Annotated in this window: 16 protein-coding genes and 3 pseudogenes; 1 reads left to right on the forward strand and 18 read right to left on the reverse strand. The window is 43.9% G+C overall.

The window, feature by feature from the left end:
- Positions 1 to 162 precede the first annotated feature (162 nt).
- From JCM19037_RS05520 to JCM19037_RS05570, 18 genes and pseudogenes are all read right to left on the reverse strand, one after another.
- A pseudogene (locus JCM19037_RS05520) lies at positions 163 to 901 on the reverse strand (amino acid ABC transporter ATP-binding protein).
- 25 nt (positions 902 to 926) lie between these two features.
- A pseudogene (locus JCM19037_RS05525) lies at positions 927 to 1,621 on the reverse strand (amino acid ABC transporter permease).
- An 88-nt stretch (positions 1,622 to 1,709) separates the two neighbouring features.
- Entirely contained in the window at positions 1,710 to 1,985 is a 276-nt protein-coding gene (locus JCM19037_RS28235) for a transporter substrate-binding domain-containing protein (protein WP_255357850.1), read from the reverse strand.
- An 8-nt stretch (positions 1,986 to 1,993) separates the two neighbouring features.
- Positions 1,994 to 2,284: a transporter substrate-binding domain-containing protein gene (locus JCM19037_RS28240; RefSeq protein ID WP_255357851.1), complete on the reverse strand. Its 291-nt coding sequence runs from the start codon at positions 2,282 to 2,284 to the stop codon at positions 1,994 to 1,996.
- An 81-nt stretch (positions 2,285 to 2,365) separates the two neighbouring features.
- Positions 2,366 to 2,554 (reverse strand): hypothetical protein, encoded by a 189-nt coding sequence (locus tag JCM19037_RS26755; protein ID WP_238544558.1) that lies wholly within the window; start codon positions 2,552 to 2,554, stop codon positions 2,366 to 2,368.
- Positions 2,555 to 2,736: 182 nt separating this feature from the next.
- Positions 2,737 to 3,189, reverse strand: a complete 453-nt coding sequence (locus JCM19037_RS26760; protein WP_238544570.1) for a hypothetical protein — start codon at positions 3,187 to 3,189, stop codon at positions 2,737 to 2,739.
- Between the two features lie 14 nt (positions 3,190 to 3,203).
- Positions 3,204 to 3,656, reverse strand: a complete 453-nt coding sequence (locus tag JCM19037_RS26765) for a hypothetical protein (RefSeq protein WP_238544559.1) — start codon at positions 3,654 to 3,656, stop codon at positions 3,204 to 3,206.
- A 63-nt stretch (positions 3,657 to 3,719) separates the two neighbouring features.
- Positions 3,720 to 4,226 (reverse strand): CoA transferase, encoded by a 507-nt coding sequence (locus tag JCM19037_RS28245; protein ID WP_255357852.1) that lies wholly within the window; start codon positions 4,224 to 4,226, stop codon positions 3,720 to 3,722.
- Positions 4,168 to 4,922, reverse strand: a pseudogene (locus tag JCM19037_RS28250) (CaiB/BaiF CoA transferase family protein). The gene JCM19037_RS28245 and the pseudogene JCM19037_RS28250 overlap by 59 nt, the downstream one beginning before the upstream one ends.
- A complete protein-coding gene (locus JCM19037_RS05545; protein ID WP_052363580.1) occupies positions 4,919 to 6,274 on the reverse strand; it encodes a tripartite tricarboxylate transporter permease in 1,356 nt (451 codons plus the stop codon). The pseudogene JCM19037_RS28250 and the gene JCM19037_RS05545 overlap by 4 nt, the downstream one beginning before the upstream one ends.
- 20 nt (positions 6,275 to 6,294) lie before the next feature.
- Positions 6,295 to 6,435 (reverse strand): hypothetical protein, encoded by a 141-nt coding sequence (locus JCM19037_RS25530; protein WP_193744322.1) that lies wholly within the window; start codon positions 6,433 to 6,435, stop codon positions 6,295 to 6,297.
- A 15-nt stretch (positions 6,436 to 6,450) separates the two neighbouring features.
- Positions 6,451 to 6,909: a tripartite tricarboxylate transporter TctB family protein gene (locus JCM19037_RS05550; protein WP_042398731.1), complete on the reverse strand. Its 459-nt coding sequence runs from the start codon at positions 6,907 to 6,909 to the stop codon at positions 6,451 to 6,453.
- A gap of 284 nt (positions 6,910 to 7,193) precedes the next feature.
- Positions 7,194 to 8,420 (reverse strand): tripartite tricarboxylate transporter substrate-binding protein, encoded by a 1,227-nt coding sequence (locus tag JCM19037_RS28980; protein WP_081829085.1) that lies wholly within the window; start codon positions 8,418 to 8,420, stop codon positions 7,194 to 7,196.
- Positions 8,417 to 8,749: an aconitase family protein gene (locus JCM19037_RS28255; protein WP_255357855.1), complete on the reverse strand. Its 333-nt coding sequence runs from the start codon at positions 8,747 to 8,749 to the stop codon at positions 8,417 to 8,419. Before JCM19037_RS28255 ends, JCM19037_RS28980 begins: the two co-directional genes overlap by 4 nt.
- Positions 8,641 to 9,438: an aconitase family protein gene (locus tag JCM19037_RS05560; protein WP_255357856.1), complete on the reverse strand. Its 798-nt coding sequence runs from the start codon at positions 9,436 to 9,438 to the stop codon at positions 8,641 to 8,643. Before JCM19037_RS05560 ends, JCM19037_RS28255 begins: the two co-directional genes overlap by 109 nt.
- Positions 9,439 to 9,442: 4 nt before the next feature.
- On the reverse strand, positions 9,443 to 9,655 hold the full coding sequence (locus JCM19037_RS26785) for a hypothetical protein (protein ID WP_238544560.1): 213 nt from the start codon (positions 9,653 to 9,655) through the stop codon (positions 9,443 to 9,445).
- Positions 9,648 to 10,424, reverse strand: coding sequence for an IclR family transcriptional regulator (locus tag JCM19037_RS05565; RefSeq protein WP_042398733.1), 777 nt, complete (start codon positions 10,422 to 10,424; stop codon positions 9,648 to 9,650). Before JCM19037_RS05565 ends, JCM19037_RS26785 begins: the two co-directional genes overlap by 8 nt.
- Positions 10,425 to 10,573: 149 nt before the next feature.
- A complete protein-coding gene (locus tag JCM19037_RS05570) occupies positions 10,574 to 11,005 on the reverse strand; it encodes an FxLYD domain-containing protein (protein WP_042398736.1) in 432 nt (143 codons plus the stop codon).
- A 424-nt stretch (positions 11,006 to 11,429) separates the two neighbouring features.
- Here JCM19037_RS05570 and JCM19037_RS05575 point away from each other — a divergent pair, with 424 nt between their 5' ends.
- Positions 11,430 to 12,800 (forward strand): hypothetical protein, encoded by a 1,371-nt coding sequence (locus JCM19037_RS05575; RefSeq protein ID WP_042398738.1) that lies wholly within the window; start codon positions 11,430 to 11,432, stop codon positions 12,798 to 12,800.
- Positions 12,801 to 12,834 lie beyond the last annotated feature (34 nt).

The following is a 12,834-nucleotide window of genomic DNA, read 5'->3' on the forward strand; positions in this document are numbered from 1 at the left end:
GGCCCCAACTCGAACACAGTTTCCACTTTACCAAGCTTACCATTGGTTCTTGAAGGATTTATTTAGTTCAACTTATCTAAATTGCTACTACCTAGAAACCCCCAATTGCGCGTATGCGCGCTATTGGGGGTTTTCATGACCTTGACTACCGGCGGCGCGTCGTTATTCTTCCTCAAGGAGGGATAAAAATGATTTTGTCCGCTCTTCTTGGGGATTGGTAATGACTTGATCCCCGTTACCTTCTTCGACGATGTATCCTTCGTCCATGAAAATGATCTTGTCTGCGACTCTTTTGGCGAAGTTCATTTCATGGGTGACGATCACCATCGTTTGTCCTTCGTTTGCTAACCCTTCAATCACTTTCAGCACACCTCTTACCAATTGCGGGTCGAGCGCAGAGGTAGGCTCGTCGAAGAGCATCACTTCCGGCTCCATTACTAATGCTCTAGCAATGGCGACACGCTGTTGTTGGCCGCCCGATAGCATCAGGGTATTTATGTTTGTGCTCAATCATGCCTACTTTTTCGAGCATCGCTTCGCTTTTCTCAATGAGCGTTTGTTTAGAATTTCGCTTCAAAGCGACCGGAGCGGTATATAAATTCTCCAATACGGTTTTGTGAGGAAACAGGTGAAAGCCTTGAAACACCATTCCTGAGTACTGGCGAATCTTTTTGATGTCTGCTTTTTTAATATCAGTGCCGAATGTTAACGCCGATGTCCCGATCGAGATTGAGCCGGCATCCGGAGTTTCTAATAAGTTTAAACACCGTAGCAAGGTGGTTTTGCCAGACCCCGATGGGCCAATTAGCGCAATCACTTCGCCTTTGTTCACTTGAAAGTCAATGGACTTCAATACTTCCGTTGGGCCAAATGACTTCTTTAGTGCCTGTACCTCAATCATGTGCAGAAACCTCCATGCCTCTTTTTTAGCTTAAATAGCGGTTATATCTCTTTTCCAAACGATCTTGGAAATACCCTATGATGATGCATACAGCCCAATAGATGAGGGCTGCGGTAATGTACATTGTCATGCTGTCATATGTTCTTCCTGAGATGAGCCGGGCGCTATACAACAATTCTTGTACTGTAATGACGGATGCTAGGGAGGTTCCTTTCACCACATCCATAAAGATGCTAAATGTCGGTGGCAATGCAATTCGCGTCGCTTTGGGGATAATGATTTTCGTCATCGTTTGGACGTAGTTCATTTGTAAAGATGCTGCCGCTTCCCATTGCCCTTTCGGCACAGACATGATGGAGGAACGAACGACTTCTGCGCTGTAGGCGGCGAAGTTCAAGCTGACCCCGACGATTCCGGCAACGATGGCGCTTGTGAATTCAATACCAATGACCGGAAACCCATAATAGAGAATGAAAATAAAGACGAGTAGTGGCGTTCCGCGCATAAAAGAGATGTATACCCGAGCCGGTAAGCGAAGAAACCAAAACTTTGACATGCGGCGACGCCGAGCAGAATGCCGAGGACTAACGAGAAGAACATGCTGAAAGAAGCGATAATAACCGTGATCTTTAAACCTTCCATAAGGAAAGGTAAGGAGTCGACGGCTAGCTCGAAGTCATACAAATACTCCCATTGTATATTTGAAAACCACTCAAACATTTTTTCTCTCCTGACTTTATTGATGTAAGGAAATTCGTGAGCAATAAGGTAATGTGTCATCCGTCATGCTCACGACGCGTTTATCCTTCTAACTAACGATGTCCGCATCATCATTTGGTTGTGAGACATCCTCTCCGAGAAATTCATTTGAAAGTTCAGCGACATAGCCTTCTTCAATCAGTTCGTCGATGACGACACTTAACTCATCGCGAAGCGCTTCGTTCCCTTTAAGCAAGGCAATGGCGCTTTCTGTTGCGTGGTAACGTACATCTTCAGCTAATACAAGATTGTCGTCACCAAACTCTTCGAGGGTTTGGCCGAGCACGAGGTAATCATTTAAATACGCGCTTTGATTTCCGTTCAATACGTCTCTTAAAATGGCTTCGGTTCCGCATCATAAGCCGTACCATCTGCGCCAATATTATCGGCAAAGATGGCGTAGTTGCTCGTTAGAGAGCCGAGAGCGACCTCCACACCTTCCAAGTCATGAGCAGAAGTAAAGTGGTCCACGTCTTCCGCCCGTACAATCGCTGAACCATACGAATATTTGTGCGGTTCTACAAAGTCAAACGTCTCCAACCTTTCTTCAGTAATTGCAAAATCGTGTGCAGCCACATCAATTTGCCCATTTCTTAAAGCAGGTAGAATGCCATCAAAGTCCATCGTGCTAAATTCAATGTCTAAGTTCAGACGATTTGCTACTTCTCTGACTAATTCACTTCAAAACCGGTTAATTCGTTATTTTCATCCATGTATGTGATTGGCGCGTATGTCCTGATGTACCGACACTAGTGTTCCTGAATCTTGAACATCTGTCCAAGACGTGTCGCCGTCCCCAGCTTCGCTACCCGTATCTTGTTCGTTTTCCCCACCGCATGCAGCTAGCATTACCGTGGCCATTCCTAGGTAAAATAATAATCCGCTCTTCTTCATCCTCATCCACCCACTTATTTTATAATGCATATCAGTTTACTTGGTTTAAAGTAGCACCTTATCAGAAAATTGTCAATGGTTCAGGTGGGGGTATCCATAAAATAAAAAGAACCACTCTCTAAAGAATGGTTCCCGTAGATACGGAGGGCTGTTGCTCACTTAAAACAGTCTGGCAGGGTGATTTAGATGGTTCTTTGCTTTCCAGGAGCCCGATGCAAGTCTTGAGCTTTTCCTGCTTTGAGAAGAAAGCTATCGACGTGGGTGGGGAATTGTTTTTCGAGATAACGAGCAGCGTCTAACACCTGGTCAAGGTCGACACCGGTTTGGATCCCCATCTCTTCAAAGCCGTGCACGAGGTCTTCGGTCGCAATGTTTCCACTGGCGTTTGGTGCGTACGGACAACCTCCGATTCCACCCGTTGAACTGTCGAAATCGATGATGCCTTCTTCCAATGCGGTTAGGGCATTTGCAAACGCCATGCCGCGGGTGTTATGAAGGTGAATTGAGAAAGTGAAGCTCGGGAACGAGTGAGTTAAATGCCTGATAATTTTACGAACGTTTTTCGGATTTCCCATACCGGTAGTGTCTGCTAAGGAAATACTCGTAATGCCAAGCTCTTCATATTTCTGGCAAATCGCTGCATGTCTTTCTACGGGTAACTCCCCTTCGTACGGACAGCCGAAGCAACAGCGATACTGCCAGTCATTTTGATGTCCAGTTTATGAGCCTCATCAGCGACCGCTCGATATCGTTCTAACGCAGCAAACGTATCGGCATTCGCATTGTATAAGCTGTGCGAATCACTACCGGATAGCATAAGTTTTAATTTCTTAATGCCAAGCTGATGGGCGCGCTCTAATCCTTTCAAGTTCGGGACGAGGGCTCGTAATGTCGCAGGTTGACTTCTGTCAATCTCACGAATCACTTCATCCGCATCTTGCAATTGTGGGACAGCTTTTGGGCTAACAAATGAGGTCACTTCAATTTCATGGAATTCACACCGGGTTAGACGATTGATAATGTCAACTTTTGTCTGTTTGTCAAACATGGGCATGCTTTGAAATCCATCTCTTGGACAGACTTCATGGATATTTACTTTCATAGAGAGGTCTCCTCCTTCTTCGCGTTAAGATGCTTGCTAAAAACCATTAATAGGATGAAAATTTCAGATGACACCTTGATTTTTGAGTTGTTGAATTCGGTGTTCATCTAGACCGATCATGCTCGAGAGTATCTCCTCATTATGCGCCCCTAGATCGGGACCTACGTTTGTTACGCTACCAGGTGTTGCAGAGAATTTCGGCACGACACCAGGCATTTTAATAGCGCCGAGTCGTGGATGCTTCATCTCAATAATGTTATTACGCTCGTTAAAATGCGGATCATTAAAGATGTCTTCAATGCTGTTTATGGCACTGATCGGTACACCGTGATGATCTAAGTGAACGAGTAGTTCATCACGATCCCAACTCTTCACCCAATCGGCAACGATCCCGTTCGTTTCTTCAAACCGCTGGAGTCGGACGGCGTTTGTGTAATACCGATCATCCTTTAACATATCTTCTCGGTTCATTGCTGCGGCTAAACGAGCAAACGTTGGATCAGACTGGTGACTAGCACAAGCCAGTGCCCATCTTTCGTTTGAAAAGTTCCTGCTGGGCTGGAATGCCACTCAAGCCAGGGGAACGTTCTTTAACAATTCCATTTTGGTCGTAATCGGCAACGAGGAATTCCATCATACGAAACATCGATTCATAAAGGCCGAGATCAACGGTTTGACCTTGTCCACCTTCGGTATCCCGATGAAACAAAGCCGCGCACGAGGCAAATGCGACGTATACTCCGGTAATATAATCGAGTAGAGAGAAGGAAGGACTGATTGGCGGTCGATCTGAGAAGCCTTGCAAATACGTATAGCCACTAAACGCGGTAGCAGGTGTTCCGAAGCCTGCTTTTGGAGCATAAGGACCGGTCTGACCATAACCGCTTACCCGGATCATAATAATGTTCTCGTTGCATTTCTTTAATTGCTCGTAGCCAAGGTTCCACTTCTCTAGAGTGTTCGGCCGAAAATTCTCTATTACAATATCTGATTGACGAACGAGTTTGCGTAAAATCTCTTGTCCCTCTTCGTGATGAAGATCTAGCGTCAAAGACTTTTTATTTCGTGCAAGACCTGGCCAACGAAGCGGTTCTCCGTCTTTAAAAGGCCCATACTTCGAAGAGTGTCTCCCTTGTTTGGGATTTCGACTTTAATGACTTCAGCCCCAAAATCAGAGAGAAGCGTTGCCCCGTAAGGGGCGGCAATCATTGTGGATAAATCGAGAATGCGGATACCAGCGAGAGGTCCAGATTGTAGGTGTGTCATGATACTCCTCCTTCGTTACGTTTCTGCTTTCTTTTCGCCCATCGTTTCTGAACCCAAGGCAAGGTAAATAAGATAATGGTAATGATGAACATCGTCGTAAAAATGGGCCTCTCTAATAGAGATAAGTACTGTCCTTCATAGATTAGTAACGTTCTCGTCATCTCGCCATCAATGGTGGCTCCGAGAATGAGTCCGAGCAAAACAGCAATTAACGGGTAGTCTAGTTTACGCATCACAAGAGCGAGTACGGCGAAGCCGAGTGTCAATACGACATCTAAATAAATGCCGCGCACGGAAAATGCGCCTAATAGCGAAAAGATCGCGACGATGGGGATGATCAGCCTTGCAGGTGCTAACACGAGTTTGCTAAAATACCAGACGAAGATAAAACCGATAAACAACAGTAGAAAAGCTTGAATCATGTTGCCGATGATGACTGCGTAGGTCATATCCATATGATCACGAATGAGGTAAGGTCCAGGTGTGAGTCCGTGAATCATAAATGCAGCCATAAGAACGGCGGTGGCACTCCCACCAGGGATGCCGAACGTGAGCATCGTTGCCATGCCACCACCCTCCGAAGAACTGTTGGCGGTTTCTGCTGCAATTAGTCCACTATCCTCGCCTTTGCCGAAGTTTTCTTTGTTTTTTGAGAAGGTTTGCGCTTGTGAATAGCTGACGAGTGAGGCGACGGTGGCGCCAGCAGCTGGCAGTACTCCAATGAAAATTCCAATAATAATGGAACGAAGCGTATTGATTTTCTGTTTAATGACAAGCATGCAACCCTTCACAAAGTCTTTGAAACTCCGTTGAATATGAGTCGTATTGTCCCCAACGATAAACTTCTGTTGTACAAGGTAGAACAGTTCAGAGATCGCGAGTAAGCCCATCAATGCCGGTACGATTTGGATGCCTTCGTACAATTCAATCTGTCCAAATGTACCTCGCTCTCTGCCATATGCAGTCGCACCAATAGAACCGAGCAATAATCCTAAAAATCCAGCAATGAGCGACTTGGACAAATTGCCTTTAATCATGCTAATGATCGAAAGAGCAAAGACAGCGAGCATAAGCATTTCAGGCGCCTGAAAGAGTAGAACGAAATTGCCCATTGATTGTATGATAAAAAATACAACGAGATAACTTGCTAAGCACCCAATGACTGATGACATTAATCCAACGCCTAGCGCCTCATTTTGTCGTCCTTGTTTCGTCATTGGGTAACCATCGAGCGTAGTCGCAACCGCGCCTGGTGACCCGGGAATGTTAAGCATGACCGCAGTGATTCCTCCTGCGTACACGGACCCAGTAAACATACCAGAGAGAAACATGATCGCATCAAGCGGTTGCATTGTGTACGTTAAAGGAAGTGTCAGGCAATGCCGAGTGCTCCTGACACCCCAGGTACCGCCCCGAGAATGACGCCAACGACCAACCCTAAAATGATGAACAATAATACTTGCCAACTAAAGACGATTTGCAAACCATCCATTAAAGCGGGCACATCAATCAAGTGACCACCTCCTCGTTAGATCAATAATCCAGTAGGGATATTGACTTGTAAGAAAAAGACAAAGATAAAGTAGATAAGGGATATAACGACAACCGGAAGAATTGTCATTTCCCACCATTTGCGGCTTTTTAGGTAGTAGTTAATGCCGATGAAAAAGAGCACCGTTGACGTGAAGAAGCCAAGAATTGGAATGAAGATGACATACAAGATGAACGATAACAAGAGCATTGCTTGTTTGTTTTTAAGCCAAGTTAAGATGTCTTGTAGAAAAGATGTTTCATCGTTTCGTAATCGAATAATTTTATAGATGGACCAGCTTCCTCGTATTCCAAGTAGAATGAATAACCCTCCTGATATCACTTCAACAAGTATTCGCTCTTCAGGTTCAGGTAACGCCTGTACATCGAGATAGTAGTACACTGTAAAAGCACCAATTGCGAACAAAAATAGTAAGTTTTTAATTTCTGTAGCCATATGGTTTCACCTACTCAAATAAGTCACGATATTCAGAGATAAGTTGATACGTTTCATCGAGAAGTTGGTTAGTTTCCTCTTCATCCACCCACGTAAAAAACATGTCTTGAGATTCTCCCAATCGTTAAATTCATCACTTTGGGCCGCGTTTTGAACGGCTTCAGCCAAAATATCGTACCGTTCAGGGTGTTCTTCTCGGAAGCTTGACTTTACTTGAGCAAACCGGCGATTTGAAATTACGGGCATCTCATTGGTGCTTCCCATATCTGCAAGTTCTTCGTTGATTAATGGGATATCTGGGCGTTGTTCATAGGCTCATCGGCGAACACGGCAAGTGCACGTAAATCGTCACCGCCCCCGGCAATCGTTCCTTCAATATCAGAGGCCATGAAATCAACTTCACCACCGAGAAGAGCAGTTCGGATTTCTGCCCCTCCATCATAAGGAATGTCTCTCGCATCGAGACCCAATTCATTCATTAGAATTTTAATGGATGTGTCTGACCATGACGAAGAAATCATTGAGTAACTTAACGTGTTTGGATTTTGTTCAATGTCTATAATTAAGTCTTCAAGCGTTTCATAATCAGAATCAGCGGGCACCCAAATCGCAATCGGTGACTCATGAATAATCCCCATATAATCAAAATCATCGAAGTCGTATGCGGCACCTCTGAGGATCGTTGCTTCAAAATGTGGGTGAGAGTTGTAAATAAAATGAGTGCCATCATCAGGATCTTGTTGGAAGTGACTTGTCGCCCCGATCGCACTTGCACCACCTTCGCGATTGTCCACAAGAATTCTTACGCCTAAATCATCTTCCATTGCTGAAGCGAGAGCTCTTGCTTGGCGATCAGCAGTGCCACCGGTTGGAAAGGGGACTACCATCGTAATTTCTTCTTCTGGCCAATTCTCATTGGTTTGTGCATCAGAACCAGCGTCTTCATTACATGCAGCCATAAGCAGTAGGGCGGGTAACATGAGCATCATTTTTTTCATTATTGTAATGCCTCCTCTACACGTGATAAGTTTTATGTTTTTTAGATACTCCCCTAAACCGCCTTCTTGAAATATTTGAATCATAATACTTGGCATCACCGTTCCGGTGTAAATGTCATCGGTTGAAAGATTCTTTACCGTTCCTTCAGCAAGGTTCACTTCAACCTGGTCATCTTTCTGAATGGTATGGTTGGGCACTTCAATTACGGGCATACCGACATTCACAGCATTGCGAAAAAAGATCCGTGCGAAGGAACGAGCAATGATAACGGAAATACCTTTAGACTTAATCGCAAGGGGTGCTTGTTCTCTTGAAGAGCCACAACCAAAATTCTCACCTACGACGAGGATGTCGCCTGCCTTTGCTCGTTTTGTAAATTCAGGATCTAAATCTTCCAGTACATGTGCTGCGAACGTTTGAAAATCAAGCGTCTTCGTGTACTTCCCTGGAATGATCCGGTCGGTATCAATGTTGTTCACCTCATATACGTGTGTATCGCCGGTATAAATCATTGGACGGTCAACTCCTTCTGCTCATTAACAATTTCACCATGAATCATCGTTTGTGCGACGACCGCAGGAGAACTCAAATAGACGTTCGCTTTTGGGTTACCCATTCTTCCTGGGAAATTCCGATTTGACGTGGAGATGACGTTCTCTCCATTACCGGGCACACCCATATGCGTTCCGACACAAGGGCCACACCCTGAAGTGAGGAACGTGGCGCCGGCATTCATAAGAATTTGCGCGGTTCCGTCATCCAGTGCATCTTGGAACACTTTGCGTGAAGCTGGGGCAATGAGCAACCTCGTTCCTGCTTTAATGTGCTGCCCTCTAAGCACGCGTGCAGCTGCTTGCAAGTCTTCAAGCTTGCCATTCGTGCAACTACCGATAAACCTTGATGGATGGGTGTGCCGACGAGTGTTTCAAGTGCCACTACTTGGTCTGGGGAGTGGGGGACGGCGATTTGTGGTTGGATACTGGATACATCGATCGTATGAACATCCGTATAAATCGCATCCTTATCAGGTTGGATGTGCTGAAATTCTTCAGACCATTCCAAATTTTCCGTATTTACAAGACCGGCTTTCGCTCCCATCTCGATGGACATGTTGGCAAGCGTCATTCTGCTAGAAAGGGACATGCCTCGGACGGCTGATCCGGTATATTCAATTGCCTTATATGTGGCGCCAGAAATGCCAAGCTTGCCGACAATGTGTAGAATAATATCCTTGCTTGTAATATCGGTCCGCATTTCTCCTTCAAGTTCAATTTTTATCGTCTCGGGCACCTTAACCCACGTTTGTCCAGTTAACCAAATACCAGCAAGGTCCGTCGATCCAACACCGGTTGCAAATGCGCCTAGCGCACCGTAAGTGACGGTATGAGAGTCAGCACCAAATACAATTTGACCTGGTTGTACATGGTGATTGTCGATCATTAGTTGATGACAAATGCCTTCACCAACATCGTAAAGCTTGATTTGTTGTTCATTCGCAAAATCGCGCATCGACTGGTGAAGATTAGCCACGCGCTCATTCGGAGCTGGGGAGCGTGGTCGATGACAAGCACAATACGGTCAGAATCGGCGACTGATCCCCCCCCATCTCCTTAAAGCTTTTTATGGCAAGCGGGGCGGTTGAATCGGTGGCCATTGTAGCGTCGACGTCTATAATCGTTAAATCGCCTGCTTGGACAGACTGCTTGCTATGATTCGATATAATTTTCTCAATAATTGTCTTAGGCATCGTATACCTCCATCTGCATAAATCCCATTTTTGTAGAGATTTCACTCGTCGCTTCTTTTACCTTTGCAATAATCTGTTGTTCCATCTCAGCACTAAGCCTGCCTTCGTGACCAGAAATCGTAAGTGCAGCAATCATTTGATTCGTTGAATCAAAGATGGGTGAAGAAACAGAATAGGCCCCGAGAACACGATCGTTTTTGCTTACGGCGACACGTTGAGCTTTAAAGTCAGTCAGTTGCTCATAATAACTGGCTCGATCAATTTCTTGGTTGTTCGTTCGTTCCCATTCTTGGATAACTTCCTCAGTAAATCCGCGATTGGCATAAGCGAGAAAAATCTTGCCGGATGCTCCTTTCACAAGCGAGTACTGCACACCTAATTTGACATAGTGGGTTAAATCTTGAGTTCCATCGACTTTATCAATGCAAACCCGGCGATTTCCTTGAAGAATATTCAAACTCACAGATTCACCAATATCAAACGAAAGCGTTTTCAATATTTTCATTGCAGCTTGCCTAACATCGAGGGATTCGGTAACGATTTGCGCAAATCGTACGAATGGAAACCCAAGTCGATAATCCCCTTGCTCTGTCTTCATAATGAGACCTCTAGATTGTAAAGAATTAAGTAATCGAAAAATGGTGGGGCGCTTTAAGCCCGTCTTCTCAATAAAATCTTTCATCGATAGAACCGGCTCGGACGTTGTGAAACAAAATAGCAGGTCCATCGCTCTGTCGACAGATTGAACAATTTCTTTGTCTTGTGCCATCATCAACCTCCTCATTGTCCATAATGCGGACATCAAGTCCGTATTGCGGAAGCTTTGTGTTATCTTAATGAAAGCGCTATCCGTTGTCAAGGAGATTTTCTAACAAACCAAAAAAGCGAGCAATTGCTCGCTTGTGACCTAGAAGAAATTTATTGCTCAAACACATACCCATACCCGCGTACATCGACGTCGGCGACCTCGCTCAAGCTATATGGATAGTAGTCAAGGTAGGCTTCGAACGGCTGAGTTTGTCCAGGCTTGAGTGTTTCAATATAGCTAAATGTGATACTCAAAAGTTCCCCGGCGTCATCGTACGTAGCAACAGCAACATCAACCATGTCGACAAACTCGTCTGTTTGATTTTCGGCTCGTCCAATTACGCCTTCCTCATTGATTTGCGTTTCAAGTATGTCTAGTTCATGGGCATCACCATTTGTACGGTCGGTGAGGGAGAGGGTGAGGGTGAGCTCATGACCTTCAATGTTGTCATCTTCTCGGAATGTTTGCGTGAATAGCCAATCGGTTTCACCTGGTTCTACCGTATGTGGACTTGTTGTTACATGTGCATTTACATCAACCATGCTGTCATCAGCATAGAGCCATGTTAGACTGCCATCGATGTTGACAGCTTCGTCGTAGTCATTTTGCGCTTTGACAAAAAATAGGCTACCAAAATCTTCCGTGTGCTCCCACTAATAAACTTGGTTTGACTACAGTAGAATCGTAAATTTGCTGAAAGAGAGGCTATCGGCAATTTTCTCTTCCATTACTTTTTCTGTACCTCCCTCGGTGGTTGCCTCTTGGCTGTTTTTGAGTGGCCCATAATTTTAAAGATGCCTTTCAATAAAAGCCATATCAGCTTAATTAGATTAGTTGGTGCCACATTACAATATTATTAATCATAAATTCTCCCAAAACTAAATATTGTAATATATTAAGAGTATTCTAAATAAAAGAAAGGGATGATTTGTTATTAAGAGTTATAGAAGTTTTTCGGTTTATGCTATGTCCTTAGTTACGCTATTGTCACTTTCGACAGGTACAGTAAGTGCTCAAGAGGAACACCTTGAGAATGTAAATTTTGTGAAATATGAGGGTGGTGAGCATAAGACTACATCCAATTATACGGCTAATTCATCACGCGATACGATTAATTTAGAGGTTAATAACGATGCGTTAGAACTGGGTTTAACTATTAGTGGTGTGGATGACTCTATCGAGATTGAAGCGAAGATGTTTCATTCAGAAATTGATGAGTTTAATGACGTAATAATTGGAGATGCTGTTACGGTCAAAGACGGTTATGAATTGTCGACGCTAAGGATTGAGAAGAATGCATCAAACTTTACTCTACTAGAACCAAACCTGCATATGGAAGGTGAAAGTGTATTAAGTATCGGTGTAAGAGATACTTCGAATGGAGATGTGTATTATACGCAGCAAATGCTTGAAGGTGACATGATCGACGAGATGAATACACAAACTAACTATAGTAATTCATCAGATTCAGAGATAGATAAATTGATCGCTTTAGAGTTAGACTACCTATTCTTTACAGAAACATCCGAAAATGATGTTGAGACAATTGAAAGCACAGAAGATATTTATGAAGAAGATGTCAATGTATCAAAACTAAGTGAGTCTTCGACAAAAATGAATAGTGAATACGATTTCCTCGATTATCGAGTGGATCCTGAAAGAATGAAGGGTGAAGTTCTTGAGAGGTGGGTAAATGTAGACTCGGGTAGATCTCATGAAGCACCATATAGGTATACTTACATTGCTTTCAATGTAGCAGGTACCGAAAATACCATCACATACTTAGTGTTTCGGGACATGATTTATAATTTTGACTATGATGCTGAAGATTTTATTTATAGTGTGGTTATTCGTTATAATGATGCAATAGCATATAATGCTTATGATAACGAACTACTTTTATGGGAATTTTTGGAGAATGAACTTGTAATAGACGATCCAACTTTGAGTCTCCAGCCAAATGAAACGGACTCTTTTATCTGGGGAAGATACACGTCTGGCATTACAACTGGATCCAGACTTGAAAATTATGCAAGGGTGGCATTATCCTATGTACCTTTAGGTAGCAGGTTAGCGTCTCATTACGATTATTTAACAGATCCAGCACAAACGGTCACAGGTAATTTGTTTACGTGGTACGATACAATTGAAGGGCAATTAGCTGCTTATGATGGTTTAAATAGTCGAGTGACTATTGATGCAGATGGCGAAACTTTACAATATCCTGGTGATTACTTGTTATTAAGGGTTTACACCAAGGGGATTGGTACCTCTATGCAAACGGTAGATCTGAGAACATGTCGCGTAACAATTTTTGGGATTAAGGTTGGTCGTTAATATAGAGGTGATGACAATATTCGAAGAATTATTT

This window comes from Geomicrobium sp. JCM 19037 (assembly GCF_000698105.1).
Classification (GTDB): domain Bacteria; phylum Bacillota; class Bacilli; order Bacillales; family Marinococcaceae; genus Geomicrobium_A.